This is a genomic window from Ruegeria sp. A4 (assembly GCF_056543025.1).
The window spans coordinates 41,975-60,827 of record NZ_JBQGAW010000012.1 but is presented as its reverse complement, the minus strand read 5'-3'; the positions used below and the strand labels follow the sequence as shown (position 1 = coordinate 60,827).

The window sequence follows — 18,853 nt, the reverse complement described above, 5'->3', positions numbered from 1 at the left end:
CTGCGGTCAGCGTGGTCTTGCCGTGGTCAACGTGGCCAATCGTGCCGATGTTGACGTGCGGTTTTGTACGCTCAAACTTTTCCTTTGCCATGATGGCCTCCTTTTTCGGTAATGAAGGGAGCGTGATACCCACGCTCCCTCAAATCTTCGCTTATGCGTATTTCGCCTGGATCTCGTCCGAGATGTTCTGCGGAACCGGATCGTAGTGGTCGAACTGCATGGTGAACTGGGCACGGCCCGACGACATCGAACGCAAGGTGTTGATGTAGCCGAACATGTTCGCCAGCGGAACGAACGCGTCGATCGCAATTGCGTTGCCGCGCGGTTCCTGACCAGACACCTGGCCACGACGCGAGGTCAGGTCACCGATGATACCGCCGGTGTATTCTTCCGGGGTGATCACTTCGACCTTCATGATCGGTTCCAGCAGCTTCGCGCCAGCTTTGCGCATGCCTTCACGCATACACATACGGGCTGCGATTTCGAACGCCAGAACGCTCGAGTCAACGTCGTGGAACTTACCGTCCAGCAGGGCAACCTTGAAGTCGATCACGGGGAAGCCAGCCAGAGGGCCGCTGTCCATGACAGACTGGATGCCTTTTTCGACACCCGGGATGTATTCCTTCGGAACGGCACCACCAACGATGCGGCTTTCGAACGAATAACCTTCGCCCGGCTCGGTCGGAGTGATCTCAAGCTTGACCTCGGCGAACTGACCCGAACCACCAGACTGTTTCTTGTGGGTGTAGGTGTGCTCGACCGGCATCGAGATGGTTTCACGATAGGCCACCTGCGGCGCACCGATGTTGGCCTCGACCTTGAACTCGCGCTTCAGGCGGTCAACCAGGATGTCCAGGTGAAGTTCGCCCATGCCCTTCATGATGGTCTGACCCGATTCCAGGTCGGTTTCCACGCGGAAGGACGGGTCTTCGGCGGCCAGACGGGCCAGACCCTGAGACATCTTTTCCTGGTCGCCCTTGGTTTTGGGCTCGACCGCGATCTCGATCACCGGATCGGGGAAGGTCATGGTTTCCAGAACCACCGGATCCTTCGCGTCACACAGGGTGTCACCGGTGGTGGTGTCTTTCAGACCCGCCAGCGCGATGATGTCGCCTGCAAACGCCTCTTCGATCTCTTCCCGGTTGTTCGAGTGCATCATCATCATACGACCGATGCGCTCTTTCTTGCCTTTGGTCGAGTTCAGGATCGAGTCACCCTTGTTCAGCACGCCCGAATAAATCCGGGTGAAGGTCAGCGAACCGACGAAGGGGTCGTTCATGATTTTGAACGCCAGACCCGAGAACGCCATGTTGTCGTCAGCACGACGGGCGATGTCCCGAACTTCGTCCTCATCACCGGGTTTGAAGCCCATGTAATCGACAACGTCCAGCGGGCTGGGCAGATAGTCGATCACAGCGTTGAGCAGCGGCTGAACGCCTTTGTTCTTGAACGCAGAACCACCCAGCACCGGAACGAACGCGATTTCCAGTGTGCCCTTGCGCAGCAGTTTACGCAGGGTCGGAACGTCGGGCTCATTGCCTTCCAGGTATTCCATCATCGCGTCGTCGTCCATTTCGACGGCCGCTTCGATCATCTTGCCGCGCCATTCTTCAGCCATGTCTTTCAGGCTGTCGCGGATCGGAGCTTTGATCCAGCTTGCGCCCAGGTCTTCACCCTGCCACAGCCATTCTTCCATGGTGACCAGGTCGATCAGACCTTCCAGCTCGGATTCGGCGCCGATCGGGATACCAACCGGAACAGCACGTGCGCCGGTGCGGTCTTCGATCATGCGAACGCAGTTGAAGAAATCTGCGCCGATCTTGTCCATCTTGTTGACGAAAACCATACGCGGAACCTTGTAGCGGTCAGCCTGACGCCACACGGTTTCGGTCTGGGGCTCAACACCGGCGTTTGCGTCCAGAACGCAGACGGCACCGTCGAGAACCGCCAGCGAGCGTTCGACTTCGATGGTGAAGTCAACGTGGCCAGGGGTGTCGATGATGTTCAGGCGGTGCTTGGGGGTATCGGCGGTTTTACCGTCCTCGGTGCGTTCCCAGAACGTGGTGGTCGCAGCCGAAGTGATGGTGATGCCGCGTTCCTGCTCCTGCTCCATCCAGTCCATGGTGGCGGCACCATCGTGCACCTCACCGATGTTGTGGGATTTGCCAGTATAATACAGGATGCGTTCCGAGCAGGTCGTCTTGCCTGCATCGATGTGCGCCATGATACCGAAGTTACGGTATAGTTCGAGCGGATATTCGCGTGCCATTTGGATAAGCCTCTAGAATTACCAGCGGTAATGGCTGAAGGCTTTGTTCGCCTCGGCCATCTTGTGGGTGTCTTCGCGCTTCTTAACGGCAGTACCGCGGGACTGTACGGCGTCCAGCAGTTCGCCGGCGAGGCGTTCTTCCATGGTGTTTTCGTTGCGGCCGCGCGCAGCGGTGATCAGCCAGCGGATGGCCAGTGCTTCGCGGCGCTCGGGGCGCACTTCGACCGGAACCTGGTAGGTCGCACCACCAACCCGGCGCGAGCGAACCTCGACCGACGGTTTGATGTTGTCGAGTGCTTCGTGGAACACTTCGACAGGAGCGCGCTTTACCTTGTTCTCAACGCGATCAAACGCGTTGTAAACGATGCGCTCTGCGACCGACTTCTTGCCGTCGATCATCAGGTTGTTCATGAATTTGGTCAGTACCTTGTCGCCAAACTTGGCGTCAGGCAGGACTTCGCGTTTTTCGGCGGCGTGACGACGTGACATATCAGCCTCTCCTTCTTACTTGGGACGCTTCGCGCCGTATTTCGAACGACGTTGCTTACGGTCTTTGACGCCCTGAGTATCCAGAACACCGCGCAGGATGTGGTAACGCACACCGGGAAGGTCTTTCACACGGCCGCCACGGATCAGAACAACCGAGTGCTCCTGCAGGTTGTGGCTTTCACCGGGGATGTACGAGATGACCTCGAACCCGTTGGTCAGGCGCACCTTGGCAACCTTACGCATAGCCGAGTTCGGTTTCTTCGGTGTGGTGGTGTACACGCGGGTGCAGACGCCGCGCTTCTGCGGGCACTGCTCCAGGTGCATGGACTTCGAGCGTTTGACTTTGGGCTGCCGCGGCTTGCGGATCAGCTGTTGAATAGTTGGCATTCCGGTTCTTTCCCCGTTTTGCAACACACATGACATGCACGCGCGTTGCGTGCGGCTAAATTCGCTGCGTTCGTGCGTCCACAAGCGCAAAACCCACGAGCGTTCCCATTCCGAGGTGAACGTCGCGGTTGTTTCTCAGAGGGCGCGAACTGTAAAATTGTCCGGGCCTTGACCAGCTCATTACTGGAATCGGCTACGGGGCGGCCCCCGGCACCGAGATGACGCGCGTAATAGGGGGAGTCGGCCCAAGTGTCAACAGCACGATACCGGCGCCCAGGCGCGCGCGTTGAATGCAGCCTGTAGGTTTGCCATTCCTGCGCGCCGCTGTCCCGGTTGCGGCTGTACCGCGGCAAGGGCATAGTCGGGTCGAATATCTGCTGATGGATTACAGATGCAAGTGATTGGCCTTTGCCGATTTTCCTATCCCGCAACCGGCGGTTTTCGGCTGAACCGGGATACGATCGAAGAACAACGGCAATTTCTGTATGCCCCCGACCGGCTGGAAGAACGCTTTCGTCTTTTCGAGGTGATCACCCTGCCCGGTTTTCGCACCCAGACCGATGAGACGTTCGAGTTGTATGTTTTGACCGGGACATGCCTGCCTCGGATCCATGCGGACCGGCTGCGCGACCTGACCGCCGGGATCAAACAGATCCGTATCATTGCAAAAGAACCAGGGGATCATAAGCAGATTGTACGAGAGGTGCTCAACACCGCCCGCGCGGACCCGCATCAGCCCTGCCTACAGTTTCGGCATGATGACGATGACGCCGTTTCCGTTGATTTCATAGAACGCCTCCGCGCTGCTGTTGTCGAAAACACCGGGCTGATGCAGCAGAGCGAGTCCGTCGGTGTAGATTTCAATCAAGGGTACATCGCCCGGCGCGAGGCCCGCGGAATTCGGGCCGCTCGGGTCTATCGATCGCTGCTGGGCGTTGGCCTGGGCATGTATGTTCAAGCCGGCAGCAGGCGGACGATCTTTGACCGGCTGCACAACAGGCTCGCCCGGTTCATGCCTGTGGTCAGCTATCCGGACACGCCCATGTGGGTAAGGATGCTGCACGATTTCAACGACTCGGACCACGCGCGCAAAGATACCAGCGAGTTGTCGCCTTTCACGCCAGAACAGGCAGAAGACTTGCGGGTACGGTTCTCGATCGACCCTGACGCATTCGAGGCCAGATATGCGGCGCGCTGAGAAAATGCAGGTCATCGGCCTTTGCCGGTTTTCCTATCCCGCAATTGGTGGCTTTCAGACAACGCACGAAAGTGTCGAAGAAAGACGGCAATTCCTGTACCAGCACGACAGGTTGGAAGAACGGTTTCGCCTGTTCGAGACGGTCGCCCTGCCCGGTTTTAAAAAACAGTCCGACGAAGATTTCCAACTGGTGATCGTGGTCGGCGACTGCCTGCCCAAGCCGGCATTTGACCGCCTCAACGACCTGACCGGTGGGCTGAAACAGGTGCGCATAGTCGCGAAACCTCCGGGGCGGCACAGAAAAGTCATGCAGGATGTCCTGAATTCGGCGCGGACCGATCCCGATCAACCCTGCCTTCAGTTTCGCCATGACGATGACGATGCAGTGGCCGTGGATTTTGTCGAGCGGTTCCGGGGCTGTGTCAGGGAATGCGTTGGCTTGTTCGAAAGGCACGCGATGGTCGCCGTTGACTTCAACTGCGGTTATCTGGCCCGCGCCAGTTCCGAGGGGATACGGGCCACGCGCGTGCATCGCCCGTTGATCACTGCCGGTCTGGGAATGTACGTGCGGGGCGGGCAGCGGAAATCGATCATGAATTTTGCCCATAACAGGATCAACCGCGCGATGCCCGTTGTGACCCGACCCGATAGTCCGATGTGGGTAAGGGGATTGAACCGGTTCAATGACTCACCGCGAACCAGAAACATGGATGTCGCGCTCAACCCTCTTACCCGGCAGCAGGAGCTCGAGTTTGAAACCCGTTTCGCCATTGATCCGGACATGGTCAGACGGAGTCACGCCAAGCCCTGACGCGCACGTGCCCGGAACAAGGTGAACAGACCGGCACCCACGATCAGGACAGCACCCAGCATCGTCAGACTGTCAGGCCATTCGTTAAACACGACCCAACCCAACCCGAGCGCCCAGATCAGGCTGGAATATCTGAACGGTGCAACGAATCCGACATCTCCCTGCCGCATGACCATGACGCTGAACAAATAGCCAAGCAGCACAAACACGGCCGCCGCCGCGACCAGGGAACCCGCCGTTGCCGAAACCGCAACCCATCCTTCGAAAACCGAAGCTATTGCCGCGGCCCCCGCTATGGAAACCGATGTGGCCAGGGTAACCAGCATTGACGGCACGTCGGCTGACATGCGTCGCGTGATGAGGTCCCGAACTGTAATCGAAACCACTGCAACCAGCGCATAGATGGAATACACGCTGAACCCCTCTGGCCCGGGTCTTACGATCAGCAGCATTCCGACGAAACCCACGGCGATTGCCAAAGCGCGTCGCCAACCAACCTGTTCGGAAAAAACCAAAGCAGCACCCAATGTTACCGTAAGAGGCAATGCCTGAAGAATGGCCGTAACATTGGCAAGCGGCATGTTCTTCAGCGCCGTCAGGAAAAAGAATGTCGCCGCCAGCTCTGCAAGGCAGCGCAGTGCAACCAGCCACTTGTCATGGCGCGAAAAATTCAGATGCAACGTGCCCAGTGACCGGGCAAGCACATAAATCAGAAATACCGCCAGAAACCCGCGCATGGCCACCAGCTGAAACAATGGCAGATCCTGCAAGGCAACCTTCACCAGCGTGTCGTTCAGGGTGAAGGCAGCCATGCTGCCCATCATCAGCAAAGCGCCTTTGGTGTTTGGGGTCATGCTGCTTCGGGCTCCGGGGCAATTGATTGCCCCGCATTGGCCGCCGAGTCGGGCTGGATGTCAACAACGCTCCAAGGGGTACAAAGATCATCAACCGAATGGAAGGATGGTCCCGAACAGATTCAGGCTGGAAGGCTCTGTCGTGTCTTTCACAAACTCCACCCAGTCTTCCCCGTATACAAGTTCGAAAATCACAGGATATTTCCACACGAAATTATGAAAGGAAAAGGTCGTCACCAACGCGCCAACCGTGAGCGCCCCGGCGAACTCTCGCAGTTTACCTTTCAGAAACAGCATAACCATGATGCAGGCCCCGCCTGCGAGGCCGAGGCTGACGAAATCCTGCGTTCCTACCTTGCCGGGCACCGGAATGCCGACCGATTGATATTGAATCAGTCGGGACAGGAAGACCGCAAAAACACCCAGTAAAAAGGCCCCCAGAAACGCAGCGGGATACCCCAGACGTTGCCAGATACTCTCGGTTCGAGGCATAGGCGACTTGCGTGTGTTTTCTTCCGAACGCTTCTTGATTCGCGCCACACGGTCCTCGAAAGAGTTGCTTTTGGTGTCCATTGTTCAGCTCAAAATAATCCGAAAACACAGTACAGCGCTAAACCACCGATTGCAGAACCACAAGCCTGATGCAATCGGGTCAAAGGCTTTGCTCTGTCACACCGGTTCACAATTGCGTACCAGGAGAGGCGAGGAAAAAAGGCCCCACGAAATCGCAGGGCCTTTTTCTGTTTGATTCTGAATGACGCGGTTTATTCGCGGCTTTCCGGTGTTTCGACCAGAACGTCCAACTCATCCCCGACCATATCATCATCCATGATCGGTGCGGCCAGGGCGGCGGCGGCCTCGGCCTCTTCCCGGCGGGCTTCGATCACCACGTTGTCACGCGACTGCGCGATGTGGCGGACGGCCTGCGTTGCCCCACCGGTACCGGCGGGGATCAGACGACCGACGATGACGTTCTCTTTCAGGCCGACCAGCTTGTCCTTCTTGCCCTGAACCGAAGCTTCGGTCAGCACGCGGGTGGTCTCCTGGAACGACGCCGCCGAGATGAACGAGCGCGTCTGCAACGAGGCCTTGGTGATCCCCAACAGGATCGGCTCACCCTGAGCAGGGCGACCACCGCGGGCGATGGTCTTCTCGTTGGCTGCGTCGAACTCCTGCTTGTCGACATGTTCGCCTTTCAGCAGGGTGGTGTCGCCTGAATCCAGGATCTCCCACTTCTGCAGCATCTGGCGCACGATGACCTCGATGTGCTTGTCGTTGATCTTCACGCCCTGAAGACGATACACGTCCTGCACCTCGTCGATCATGTAATCCGCCAGCGCTTCGACACCCATGATGGACAGGATGTCATGCGGCGCAGGGTTACCGTCCATCAGGTATTCACCCTTCTGGATGAAGTCCCCTTCGGCGACCGGGATGTGCTTGCCCTTGGGTACCATGTACTCGATGGTCTCCATGGACTCGTCAGCCGGCTCGATGCTGATGCGGCGCTTGTTCTTGTAGTCGCGGCCAAAGCGCACGTAACCATCGGCCTCGGCGATGATCGCGTGATCCTTGGGACGACGCGCTTCGAACAGTTCGGCCACACGCGGCAGACCACCGGTGATGTCCTTGGTCTTGGCACCTTCACGCGGGATACGCGCGACAACGTCACCGGCTTCGACCTTCTGGCCGTCTTCGACCGACAGGATCGCATCCACCGACATCGGATAGTGAACCGGGTTGCCCGCATCGTTGCGGACCGGCTCGCCATCTTCGCCAACCAGAATGATCTCGGGCTTGAGGTCGCTGCCTTTGGGGGCGGCGCGCCAGTCGATCACGATCTTCTGGGTCATGCCGGTTGCTTCGTCGGTCTCGTCGCGGACAGCGAGGCCCGAAACCAGATCGACATATTTCGCAGTACCGGCTTTCTCGGCGATGATCGGCAGGGTGTAGGGATCCCACTCGAACAGCTTGTCGCCACGGGCCACCTTGGTGCCGTCCTTGACGAACAGCTTGGAGCCGTAGCCCAGCTTGTGGCTGGCACGCTCTTCGCCGTGTTCGTCCTTGATCACCAGCTTCATGTTCCGGCCCATGACCAGGCTTTCGCCGGCTGCGTTGACCAGAATCTGCGGGTTCTCGAATGAAACGATACCTTCCTGGCTTGCTTCCTGGAACGACTGCTGACCACCTTGCGCAACACCACCGATGTGGAAGGTCCGCATGGTCAGCTGTGTACCGGGTTCACCGATCGACTGCGCCGCGATGATGCCGACAGCTTCACCTGTGTTCACCATGGTACCGCGCGCAAGGTCACGACCGTAGCAGGTTGCACAGACGCCTTCCTCGGACTCACAGGTCAGAGGCGAGCGGATACGCATCGACTGAACACCAGCTTCGTCGATGGTGTCGGCCATACGTTCGTCGATCAGCTGACCTGCGGCCACGATCACCTCATCGGTGCCCGGACGCAGAACATCGTCAGCGGCTACACGGCCCAATACACGTTCAGCCAGCGAGGCGACAACCTCACCGTCGTTCACGGCTGCTTCGGCAGTGATCGCACGCTCGGTGCCGCAGTCGATCTCGCGAACGATACAGTCCTGCGCCACGTCCACCAGACGACGGGTCAGGTAACCCGAGTTCGCCGTCTTCAAAGCGGTATCCGACAGACCCTTACGGGCACCGTGGGTCGAGTTGAAGTACTCGAGAACGGTCAGACCTTCCTTGAAGTTCGAGATGATCGGCGTCTCGATGATGTCACCGTTCGGTTTGGCCATCAGGCCACGCATACCGCCCAGCTGTTTCATCTGAGTGACCGAGCCACGCGCACCCGAGTGGGCCATCATGTAGACCGAGTTCGGCTCCATGTCCGACCCGTCTTCGGCCTTGGCAACGTCCGAGATCGTGCTCATCATCGCCTCGGTCACGCGGTCGTTACACTTCGACCAGGCATCGACAACCTTGTTGTACTTTTCGCCCTGAGTGATCAGGCCGTCCATGTACTGCTGTTCAAAGTCTTTCACCTGGCTGCGGGTGTCATCGACGATGCTCCACTTGTCCTTCGGAATGACCATGTCATCCTTGCCGAACGAGATGCCCGCCTTGAACGCTTCCTTGAAGCCCATCGACATGATCTGGTCGCAGAAGATCACCGACTCTTTCTGACCGCAGTAACGGTAGACGGTGTCGATCACCTGCTGCACTTCTTTCTTCCGCAGCAGACGGTTGACCAGATCGAACGGTGCCTTGTTGTTCATCGGCAGCAATGCACCCAGACGCAGACGGCCCGGAGTGGTTTCATAGCGCTTCTGAACTTCGTTGCCTTCCTCGTCGATCTGCGTGATCCGGGCCGTGATTTTCGAGTGCAGATGCACCTCGCCCGCATCCAGCGCGTGCTGAACTTCTTCGATCGATCCAAAGACCTTGCCTTCGCCCGGCATGCCTTCGCGTTCCAGGGTCACATAGTACAGACCCAGGATCATATCCTGCGACGGAACGATGATCGGCGCACCGTTTGCAGGCGACAGAACGTTGTTCGTCGACATCATCAGAACACGGGCTTCCAGCTGGGCCTCAAGGCTCAGCGGGACGTGCACAGCCATCTGGTCACCGTCGAAGTCGGCGTTAAAGGCCGAACAGACCAGAGGGTGCAGCTGGATGGCTTTACCTTCGATCAGGACCGGCTCGAACGCTTGAATGCCCAAACGGTGCAGCGTCGGCGCACGGTTCAGCATGACAGGGTGTTCGCGGATCACCTCGTCGAGGATATCCCACACTTCGGGACGCTCTTTCTCGACCAGTTTCTTCGCCTGCTTCACGGTCGAAGACAGACCCTTGGCTTCAAGGCGCGAGTAGATGAACGGTTTGAACAGCTCCAGCGCCATCTTCTTGGGCAGACCACACTGGTGCAGCTTGAGTTCCGGACCGGTCACGATGACCGAACGGCCCGAGAAGTCGACGCGCTTACCCAAAAGGTTCTGACGGAAGCGACCCTGCTTACCTTTCAGCATGTCCGACAGCGATTTCAGCGGACGCTTGTTGGCACCGGTAATCACGCGGCCACGACGGCCGTTGTCAAACAGAGCGTCAACGGATTCCTGCAGCATCCGCTTTTCATTGCGGACGATGATGTCAGGCGCGCGCAGCTCGATCAGACGCTTCAGACGGTTGTTCCGGTTGATGACGCGGCGATACAGATCGTTCAGATCAGACGTCGCGAAACGGCCACCATCCAGCGGAACCAGCGGACGCAGTTCCGGCGGAATAACCGGGATCACGGTCATCACCATCCATTCGGGCCGGTTGCCCGACTCGAGGAAGGATTCAACAACCTTCAGACGCTTGATGATCTTCTTGGGCTTCAACTCGCCGGTCGCTTCGGCCAGATCAGCGCGCAGCTGCTCGGCTTCGGCTTCCAGATCGATCTGGGCCAGCATCTCGCGGATAGCTTCCGCACCGATGTTCGCCGTGAACGCGTCCATGCCATAGGCATCCTGCGCGTCCATGTACTCTTCTTCGGTCAGCATCTGGCCATAGGTCAGGTCGGTCAGACCGGGCTCGATGACGACATAATTTTCAAAGTACAGAACGCGTTCCAGATCGCGCAGCGTCATGTCCAGCATCAGACCGATGCGGGACGGCAGCGATTTCAGGAACCAGATATGTGCGACGGGCGCGGCGAGTTCGATGTGGCCCATACGCTCGCGGCGGACTTTTTGCAGGGTGACTTCCACACCGCATTTCTCGCAGACAACGCCGCGATACTTCATCCGCTTATATTTGCCGCACAGGCATTCGTAGTCTTTGATCGGGCCAAAGATACGCGCGCAGAACAGACCGTCGCGTTCAGGCTTGAACGTCCGGTAGTTGATGGTTTCGGGTTTCTTGATCTCGCCATAGGACCAAGACAGGATCCGCTCGGGCGACGCCAGCGAGACCTTGATCTCGTCGAAAACCTTCGGGGGCGTCAGCGGGTTGAACGGGTTGTTGGTGATTTCCTGGTTCATTTGTTACCTCAAATCTTGCGGAAGGGGGGACGGGAGAAAGGGCAGCGCCCTTACTCCTCAACCTCCGCATCCAGGAGTTCCATATTCAGGCCGAGGCCACGGACTTCTTTAACCAGAACGTTGAACGATTCCGGTACGCCCGCTTCAAAGTTATCCTCGCCTTTGACGATCGACTCATAGACCTTGGTCCGGCCGGCGACGTCATCCGATTTAACGGTGAGCATCTCCTGCAAGGTGTAGGCGGCGCCGTAAGCTTCCAGAGCCCAGACTTCCATCTCACCAAAGCGCTGACCACCGAACTGCGCCTTACCACCCAGCGGCTGCTGAGTAACCAGGCTGTACGGCCCGGTCGAACGCGCGTGGATTTTGTCGTCCACCAGGTGGTGCAGTTTCAGCAGGTACTTGATGCCCACGGTCACCGGACGCGCGAATTGCTCACCGGTACGACCGTCGAACAGGATCGACTGACCGCTTTCCGAGAAGCCCGCGCGTACCAGCGCGTCGTTGACGTCAGCCTCTTTGGCGCCGTCAAAGACCGGGGTTGCGATCGGAACACCGCGGGTGACGTTGCTGGCCGCTTCGATCAGCTGGTCCTCGTCCATGCCGCTGATGCCCTCTTCATAGACATCCTCGCCATAGGCGTGTTTCATCGCGTCACGTACCGGCGTCAGATCGCCCGAACGGCGGTATTCCTGTAGCGCCTCATCGATGTTCAGGCCCAGACCGCGTGCGGCCCAACCCATATGGGTTTCAAGGATCTGACCGACGTTCATACGCGACGGCACGCCCAGCGGGTTCAGACAGAAGTCGACCGGCGTACCATCGGCCAGGAACGGCATGTCTTCCATCGGAACAACCTTGGAAATCACACCTTTGTTCCCGTGACGACCAGCCATCTTGTCGCCCGGCTGCAACTTGCGCTTCACGGCGATGAAGACTTTGACCATCTTCATCACACCCGGCGGCAGATCGTCGCCACGACGGACTTTCTCGACCTTGTCCTCGAAACGGGCGTCCAGAGCGCGCTTTTGCACTTCGTACTGCTCGTTCAGAGCTTCGACGATCTGTGCATCCTGCTCGTCTTCCAGCGCCAGCTGCCACCACTGACCACGGGTCAGGGTTTCCAGCAGCTCCTCGGTGATCACCGACCCTGCCTTGACGCCTTTCGGGCCTTTGACAGCGGTTTTGCCCAGGATCAGACCTTGCAGACGCGCATAGATGTTGCGGTCAAGGATCGCCAGCTCATCGTCCCGGTCACGGGCCAGACGTTCGACTTCCTCACGCTCGATCTGCAGCGCACGCTCGTCTTTCTCGACACCGTGACGGTTGAACACGCGGACTTCAACGACCGTACCGTAGTCGCCCGGCTTCACGCGCAGCGAAGTGTCGCGCACGTCAGATGCTTTTTCACCAAAGATGGCGCGCAGCAGCTTTTCTTCCGGGGTCATCGGGCTTTCGCCCTTCGGAGTGATCTTGCCGACCAGAATATCGCCCGGCTCAACATCCGCGCCGATGTAAACAATGCCAGCCTCGTCGAGGTTGCGCAGCGCTTCTTCACCGACATTCGGGATGTCGCGGGTGATCTCTTCCGGGCCCAGCTTGGTGTCACGGGCGGCGACTTCAAACTCTTCGATATGGACCGAGGTAAAGACGTCGTCACGCGCGATACGTTCCGAGATCAGGATCGAGTCTTCGTAGTTGTAACCGTTCCACGGCATGAACGCGACGACCACGTTCTTACCAAGGGCCAGTTCACCCATATCGGTCGACGGACCATCAGCGATGACCTCGCCCTTCTGGACGGTGTCACCCACCTTGATCAGCGGACGCTGGTTGATGCAGGTATTCTGGTTCGAACGCTGGAATTTGCGCAGACGATAGATGTCAACGCCAGCGTCGCCCAGTTCCAAATCCTCGGTGGCGCGGATCACGATACGCTGGGCATCGACCTGGTCGATGATACCGGCGCGTTTCGCCTGGATCGCAGCACCCGAGTCGATCGCTACCTTTTCCTCGATGCCGGTACCGACCAGCGGCGCCTCGGCCCGCAGCAGTGGAACCGCCTGACGTTGCATGTTCGAGCCCATCAGAGCGCGGTTGGCGTCGTCATTTTCAAGGAACGGGATCAGCGATGCAGCAACCGAGACCAGCTGTTTCGGCGACACGTCGATCAGGTCCACATTCTCGCGCGGGGCAAGCGTGTAGTCACCAGCCTGACGGGTCGAAACCAGATCGTTGATGAACTTGCCATCCGTATCCAACGTCGCGTTGGCCTGCGCCACGGTGTGACGCATTTCCTCGGTCGCGGACATGTAGTGGACCTCGTCGGTCACCTGCCCGTCTTTTACGACGCGATAAGGTGTTTCGATGAAGCCGTACTTGTTCACGCGGGCAAAGGTGGCCAGCGAGTTGATCAGACCGATGTTCGGACCTTCGGGCGTTTCGATCGGGCACATCCGGCCATAGTGGGTCGGGTGAACGTCGCGCACCTCAAAGCCCGCACGTTCACGTGTCAGACCACCGGGGCCAAGCGCCGAAAGACGGCGTTTGTGGGTAACCTCGGACAGCGGGTTGGTCTGGTCCATGAACTGCGACAGCTGCGAGCTGCCGAAGAATTCACGAACTGCGGCCGCCGCCGGTTTCGCGTTGATCAGGTCCTGCGGCATGACGGTGTCGATCTCGACCGACGACATACGCTCTTTGATGGCACGCTCCATGCGCAGAAGGCCGACGCGGTACTGGTTTTCCATCAGTTCGCCGACCGAACGCACACGACGGTTGCCGAGGTGGTCGATATCGTCCACATCGCCTTTGCCGTCGCGCAGTTCCACCAGCGCCTTGATGCAGGCCACGATGTCTTCGCGGCGCAGGGTACGCAGGGTGTCCGGCGCATCCAGTGCCAGACGCATGTTCATCTTCACGCGGCCAACAGCGGACAGGTCATACCGCTCGCTGTCGAAGAACAACGTGTCGAACAGAGCCGACGCGGCCTCGACGGTGGGCGGCTCACCCGGACGCATGACGCGGTAGATGTCCATCAGCGCGCTTTCACGGTTCAGGTTCTTGTCCTGAGCCATGGTGTTGCGCATGTATGGGCCGACATTGACGTTGTCGATGTCCAGAACCGGGATGTCGGTGATACCCGCGTCGATCAGTTCCTTGACGGTACCGCCGATCAGGTCGCCATCCTTGTCGTATTCCAGGGTCAGCTCATCACCGGCTTCGACATAGATCGCGCCGGTTTCTTCGTTGATGATGTCCTTGGCGACAAACTTGCCGACGATGTGATCAAACGGAACCAGCAGATCAGTGACGGTGCCTTCGTCGATCAGCTTCTTGACCGCGCGCGGGGTAACTTTCTTGCCCGCTTCGGCAATCACTTCACCGGATTTAGCGTCAACCAGATCATAGGTCGGGCGGGTGCCGCGCACGCGCTCGGGGAAGAACGGTGTCACCCAACCCTTGTTCTTGTCCAGCTTGTAGGACACGGTGTTGTAATACGCGTCCATGATCGCTTCCTGATCCAAACCCAGCGCATAGAGCAGGGTTGTCACCGGCAGTTTGCGGCGACGGTCGATCCGGGCGAACACGATGTCCTTGGCGTCAAACTCAAAGTCCAGCCAGCTGCCGCGATACGGGATGATGCGGCAGGCAAACAGCAGCTTGCCCGAGGAATGGGTCTTGCCTTTGTCGTGGTCAAAGAACACGCCGGGCGAACGGTGCATCTGGGATACGATCACACGCTCGGTCCCGTTCACGACAAAGGTGCCGTTCGGCGTCATCAAAGGCATATCGCCCATGAAGACATCCTGTTCCTTGATGTCCTTTACCGATTTTGCGCCAGTATCCTCATCGACATCAAAAACGATCAAACGCAGTGTTACCTTCAGCGGCGCGCTGTAGGTCATGTCGCGTTGCATACATTCTTCAACGTCGTATTTGGGTTTTTCCAGATCGTATTTCACGAATTCCAGAACGGAGGTTTCGTTGAAATCCTTGATCGGGAAAACCGACTGGAACACGCCTTTGATGCCTTCGCCGTCGGTGGGCTGCTCTGCATCGCCGGAGCGCAGGAAAAGATCATAAGAAGATTTCTGGACCTCAATGAGGTTCGGCATTTCCAGCACTTCGCGGATTTTGCCGTAATATTTACGAAGACGTTTCTGGCCAAGGAACGTTTGAGCCATGTCAGATGTCACCTTTCGATGTTCTCAGCGGGCAAAGACACCGTCGGGCCCCGGCATCTTGCACAATCGAGACAACACGTCCGGATCAATTCATGGCCACCGTCCCGAAGGCGGCCTCCCGATCCGAAAACCGTGTCTTAGAAAACGCCTCGCGTCTTGAGGCCCTTTCTAAGACAGGTTCGGCTGGACCCGGATTTCTCCGGACCCAGCCAAATTTTTCGGCACATCAGCGATGCACCTGAGACCAAGCTTAGGCCAGTTCGACTTCGGCGCCAGCTGCTTCCAGCTTGGCTTTGACGTCTTCTGCTTCTGCTTTGTCCACGCCTTCTTTGATCTTGCCGCCGGCTTCGACCAGTTCCTTGGCTTCTTTCAGGCCCAGGCCGGTGATGCCGCGAACTTCTTTGATGACGTTGATTTTCGATGCGCCGGCGTTCTTCAGAACGACGTCGAATTCGGTTTTTTCTTCCTCAGCTGCGCCACCGGCGTCGCCAGCTGCACCTGCGACCATTACGGCGCCGCCAGCTGCGGGCTCGATGCCGTATTCGTCTTTGAGGATGGTTTTCAGTTCTTGTGCTTCCAGCAGGGTCAGACCCACGATGCTTTCTGCGAGTGCTTTCAGATCAGCCATTTTATCAGCTCTTTCCGTTTACAGTGTGTGTTCCAACGTCAGGGCACATGCCCCACGCAGATCATTCAGTGCCAACCGCTTACGCAGCTTCCGCCTTCTCTTCGATGGTGGAAAGGATGCTTGCGATATTGCTTGCAGGTGCGCCAATCGCGCCGGCGATGTTCGAAGCAGGTGCGCCAATGCAGCCAACGATCGAAGCAATAAGCTCCTCGCGAGACGGCATTTTCGAAACAGCTTCGACGCCTTTGCGGTCCAGAGCGTTCTCGCCCATTGCACCGCCAAGGATTTCGAACTTTTTGTTCTCCTTGGCGAAGTCCTCGGCCACCTTGGCTGCTGCCACGGGGTCCTCGGAATAGGTCAGAACGGTCATCCCTGTCAGCAGGTCGGCCATGTTTGCACACGGCTTACCCTCAAGGGCGATTTTGGCGAGCCTGTTTTTGGCAACACGCACGGAACCGCCCGCTTCGCGTGCACGCGCGCGCAGGTCCTGCATCTCGGCAACTGTCAGACCGGCGTAGTGGGCAACCACTACGACGCCAGAGCTTTCGAAGATTTGGCCGAGTTCCTCGACCACTTTCTCTTTCTGGGCTCTATCCACAGTTCTCTCCAAGTTAGGGGCGAAATCTCACCCCGGCTCATATTTGCCGCAGCTTTCGCTCCGGCGTTCAGGTCCTTGTTACGGGATTGGCCAAAATGCGCCCGAGGGTGGGACCCCCAGAATTCTTTGGTCTTACCCGTCTCAGGCAGGGAATTAAGGGACCGAATGGACCCACCCACCGTCTTGGACGAAACGAAACAAAGCGCACGACGAATCGCACGCTTTGTTCCGCAGGTCTTCTTAGGGCAGATGGAGGGGGTTTCCAAGGGGTAATTTGCACCCAATTCAGATCATACAGCACCCAAATTCCAAGGGCATGTTTTCAGAACTTTCCGTTGTCGTTTTTCCATTCCTCGCGCGGCGGAACCGCTTCGATGGTGCTCCAGTGTTCGACGATCTGATCAGCGTCCCAACGATACAAATCATAAAAGCTGGAATGCACCCCATTTCTTTCCCCTTCACACATGCAAAGGACGAAATTTCCCTCTGCCAAAACCCGATGCAAATGCTTGTAGACAAATTTTGTCCCGCTTTCGCTTGTTCCTTCCAACACGTTCTTGAGCGCTACGATTCCGTCGGCCATGTCCGGATTGTGCTGTTTTAGATCCTCTGCAACAAAGTCCGCCAATCTGTCAAACCTGCGCTTTATCAGAACGTCTGTTACAAACATGCTGCTAGCGGCCCGGTTTTCTTCCGTCTTCTCCAGGTCCGTTACTTCGGTGTGACCATCCAGCATTCCACGCCCAGAAAGGTTTGGACCGCGCAAGGGCTGAATGTTGTCCCAATGCTCTACGGCTTTGCCATCTTCGAACCGAAACACCTCGAACGCGGCGCGCAGGCTACTGAAATCGTACTCAATATGCGCAAAGGCAAAGTCGCCATCCTCGAAAACCCTTTTAAATGTAACCTTGGGTGAGGTTTTGGACAGCCTTGCGAACAGGTCGGCAATACCTTCGCTGCCTTCGTGAGTTTGAGGGTTGTGCTGGATGTACTTCTCTTCATTCACAACCGCTGCCGCCATGGCGTCACCGGTCTCCAAACCCTTAAGAAATCTTTGGAGGAGTTCGCGCTTAGTTTCCATAGCCATGGTCCGTTCGATTCCTAGAACTGAAATGCATGCGATTTATCTTCGCACCGAACCCGGCAAAATGAAAATCCCGGGCAGTTTGCACCACCCGGGATCAATTCTTTTCATCAGATTTGTCTGACTTACTCGCCCGAGGCCTCTGCTACATCAACGGTCACACCGGGGCCCATGGTCGAGCTCAGCGCGATTTTCTTCATGTAGGTGCCTTTGGCGCCCGACGGTTTCGCCTTGGCAACAGCTGAGACAAACGCGCGGACGTTTTCAGCCAGTTTGGCTTCGTCGAACGACGCTTTGCCAACACCGGCATGCACAACGCCGCCTTTTTCCGCCTTGAACTGAACTTCACCGCCCTTGGCTGCTTCCACGGCCGCTTTCACGTCCATAGTCACGGTGCCAACTTTGGGGTTCGGCATCAGGTTGCGAGGACCCAGAACTTTACCCAGACGACCGACAATCGGCATCATGTCCGGGGTCGCGATGCAGCGATCAAATTCGATGGTGCCGCCCTGAATGGTTTCCATCAGGTCTTCTGCACCGACGATATCGGCGCCTGCTTCTTTTGCTTCGTCTGCCTTGGGGCCACGAGCGAACACAGCAACGCGCATCGCTTTGCCGGTGCCGTTCGGCAGGCCGACAACACCGCGAACCATTTGGTCTGCGTGACGGGTGTCAACGCCCAGGTTCATCGCGATTTCGATGGTCTCGTCGAATTTCGCGGTTGCGTTGGCTTTGACCAGGGCAACTGCCTCATCAACCGACAGGTTTTCCTTGCCGACGACGGCTTCGCGCGCAGCGCGGGTACGTTTACCGAGTTTTGCCATCTTACTTCACCTCGATGCCCATGGAGCGGGCCGAGCCCAGGATGATCTGCATTGCGCCTTCGACGTCGTTGGCGTTCAGATCTTTCATTTTGGCTTCGGCGATTTCGCGAACCTGCTTCGAGGTCACGGTTGCCACGGTCTCACGACCTGGGTTTTCCGCGCCGCGGGGACGGTTACGCTTGCCAACCGGCTTCAGGCCAGCTGCTTTTTTCAGGTAATAAGACGCGGGCGGCGTCTTGATGTCCATGGTGAAGGACTTGTCCTGATAATAGGTGATCACGGTCGGGCACGGAGCGCCGGGCTCCATGTCTGCTGTCTTGGCGTTGAACGCCTTGCAGAATTCCATGATGTTGATGCCGCGCTGACCCAGCGCCGGACCAACTGGCGGCGACGGGTTCGCCTGACCTGCAGGAACCTGCAGTTTCATTGTACCAGCAAGCTTCTTGGCCATTTGGTTTTCCTTTCAACTTGGGTGAAACGCGTCCCACCCAGATTATGTTGCGTGGTCCGGTCCGGGA

General features: G+C 57.8%; 15 protein-coding genes. 2 read left to right on the top strand and 13 right to left on the bottom strand.

The window, feature by feature from the left end; all coding sequences use genetic code 11:
- From ACR0E2_RS19750 to rpsL, 4 genes are all read right to left on the bottom strand, one after another.
- The coding region (locus ACR0E2_RS19750) for a GTP-binding protein (RefSeq protein WP_215675807.1) at nucleotides 1-91 on the bottom strand (91 nt) is incomplete at its 3' end.
- Nucleotides 92-151: 60 nt separating this feature from the next.
- Nucleotides 152-2,269: an elongation factor G gene (gene fusA / locus ACR0E2_RS19745; protein ID WP_152459172.1), complete on the bottom strand. Its 2,118-nt coding sequence runs from the start codon at nucleotides 2,267-2,269 to the stop codon at nucleotides 152-154.
- An 18-nt stretch (nucleotides 2,270-2,287) separates the two neighbouring features.
- Complete coding sequence (gene rpsG / locus ACR0E2_RS19740) at nucleotides 2,288-2,758, bottom strand: 30S ribosomal protein S7 (protein ID WP_010441203.1); 471 nt, start codon at nucleotides 2,756-2,758, stop codon at nucleotides 2,288-2,290.
- 15 nt (nucleotides 2,759-2,773) lie between these two features.
- The gene (rpsL, locus tag ACR0E2_RS19735; protein ID WP_005621086.1) at nucleotides 2,774-3,145 is read right to left on the bottom strand and encodes a 30S ribosomal protein S12; all 372 of its coding nucleotides are present in this window, start codon (nucleotides 3,143-3,145) and stop codon (nucleotides 2,774-2,776) included.
- A 391-nt stretch (nucleotides 3,146-3,536) separates the two neighbouring features.
- Between rpsL and ACR0E2_RS19730 the strand changes: the two genes are divergently transcribed.
- Together ACR0E2_RS19730 and ACR0E2_RS19725 are read left to right on the top strand one after the other, a co-directional pair.
- On the top strand, nucleotides 3,537-4,343 hold the full coding sequence (locus tag ACR0E2_RS19730) for a putative rhamnosyl transferase (RefSeq protein ID WP_480447624.1): 807 nt from the start codon (nucleotides 3,537-3,539) through the stop codon (nucleotides 4,341-4,343).
- A 4-nt stretch (nucleotides 4,344-4,347) separates the two neighbouring features.
- Nucleotides 4,348-5,154: a putative rhamnosyl transferase gene (locus tag ACR0E2_RS19725; protein ID WP_480447625.1), complete on the top strand. Its 807-nt coding sequence runs from the start codon at nucleotides 4,348-4,350 to the stop codon at nucleotides 5,152-5,154.
- On the opposite strand, the gene ACR0E2_RS19720 is transcribed toward ACR0E2_RS19725, so the two are convergent.
- From ACR0E2_RS19720 to rplK, 9 genes are all read right to left on the bottom strand, one after another.
- Nucleotides 5,139-6,008, bottom strand: a complete 870-nt coding sequence (locus ACR0E2_RS19720; RefSeq protein ID WP_480447623.1) for a DMT family transporter — start codon at nucleotides 6,006-6,008, stop codon at nucleotides 5,139-5,141. The two genes, ACR0E2_RS19725 and ACR0E2_RS19720, sit on opposite strands and share 16 nt — an antisense overlap.
- A gap of 90 nt (nucleotides 6,009-6,098) precedes the next feature.
- Nucleotides 6,099-6,581, bottom strand: coding sequence for a hypothetical protein (locus tag ACR0E2_RS19715; RefSeq protein ID WP_480447622.1), 483 nt, complete (start codon nucleotides 6,579-6,581; stop codon nucleotides 6,099-6,101).
- Between the two features lie 191 nt (nucleotides 6,582-6,772).
- Complete coding sequence (gene rpoC, locus ACR0E2_RS19710; RefSeq protein ID WP_152459176.1) at nucleotides 6,773-11,014, bottom strand: DNA-directed RNA polymerase subunit beta'; 4,242 nt, start codon at nucleotides 11,012-11,014, stop codon at nucleotides 6,773-6,775.
- 50 nt (nucleotides 11,015-11,064) lie between these two features.
- A complete protein-coding gene (gene rpoB / locus ACR0E2_RS19705; RefSeq protein WP_171230644.1) occupies nucleotides 11,065-15,201 on the bottom strand; it encodes a DNA-directed RNA polymerase subunit beta in 4,137 nt (1,378 codons plus the stop codon).
- 250 nt (nucleotides 15,202-15,451) lie between these two features.
- On the bottom strand, nucleotides 15,452-15,829 hold the full coding sequence (rplL, locus tag ACR0E2_RS19700) for a 50S ribosomal protein L7/L12 (protein ID WP_152459178.1): 378 nt from the start codon (nucleotides 15,827-15,829) through the stop codon (nucleotides 15,452-15,454).
- 79 nt (nucleotides 15,830-15,908) lie between these two features.
- Nucleotides 15,909-16,427: a 50S ribosomal protein L10 gene (gene rplJ, locus ACR0E2_RS19695; RefSeq protein WP_152459179.1), complete on the bottom strand. Its 519-nt coding sequence runs from the start codon at nucleotides 16,425-16,427 to the stop codon at nucleotides 15,909-15,911.
- A gap of 322 nt (nucleotides 16,428-16,749) precedes the next feature.
- A complete protein-coding gene (locus tag ACR0E2_RS19690; protein ID WP_480447621.1) occupies nucleotides 16,750-17,514 on the bottom strand; it encodes a nuclear transport factor 2 family protein in 765 nt (254 codons plus the stop codon).
- A 122-nt stretch (nucleotides 17,515-17,636) separates the two neighbouring features.
- Nucleotides 17,637-18,335: a 50S ribosomal protein L1 gene (rplA, locus tag ACR0E2_RS19685; RefSeq protein WP_152459180.1), complete on the bottom strand. Its 699-nt coding sequence runs from the start codon at nucleotides 18,333-18,335 to the stop codon at nucleotides 17,637-17,639.
- A 1-nt stretch (nucleotide 18,336) separates the two neighbouring features.
- On the bottom strand, nucleotides 18,337-18,786 hold the full coding sequence (rplK, locus tag ACR0E2_RS19680) for a 50S ribosomal protein L11 (RefSeq protein WP_010440985.1): 450 nt from the start codon (nucleotides 18,784-18,786) through the stop codon (nucleotides 18,337-18,339).
- Between the last annotated feature and the right edge of the window lie 67 nt (nucleotides 18,787-18,853).